This window comes from Bacillus hominis (genome assembly GCF_018332515.1).
GTDB lineage: Bacteria > Bacillota > Bacilli > Bacillales > Bacillaceae_G > Bacillus_A > Bacillus_A hominis.
The window spans coordinates 1-247 of sequence record NZ_BOQD01000705.1; the positions used below are offsets into that span (position 1 = coordinate 1).

At 51.8% G+C, this 247-nt stretch carries 1 protein-coding gene; it reads right to left on the bottom strand.

Going from position 1 to position 247, the window contains the following annotated elements; all coding sequences use genetic code 11:
• Positions 1–247, bottom strand: a 247-nt coding sequence (locus tag KI356_RS29035) for an RNA 2'-phosphotransferase (protein WP_212937097.1), incomplete at both ends; no start/stop codon positions are given.

Consider the following 247-nt stretch of genomic DNA (forward strand, 5'->3'; position numbering starts at 1 on the left):
CTCACCTGCAATCAGCCCCTGGTTTTTTATCTCGTCAAGGAAACGGCTTGCCGTACCGTGGTAGAGAAACTGTGGCGGTGTTTTTTCGGCAAAGGAAATAGCGACCTGCGAAGTCGAATGCCCCTGAACCGCGCGGATGCACCTACCATCACTGGAATAACTAAAACGCTTTTTATCGCGGGTGGCAACCACAGTATCCAGCAATGCACGGGTTAACCGCTTGCCCGCTTTTTGGGCACAAAGTATG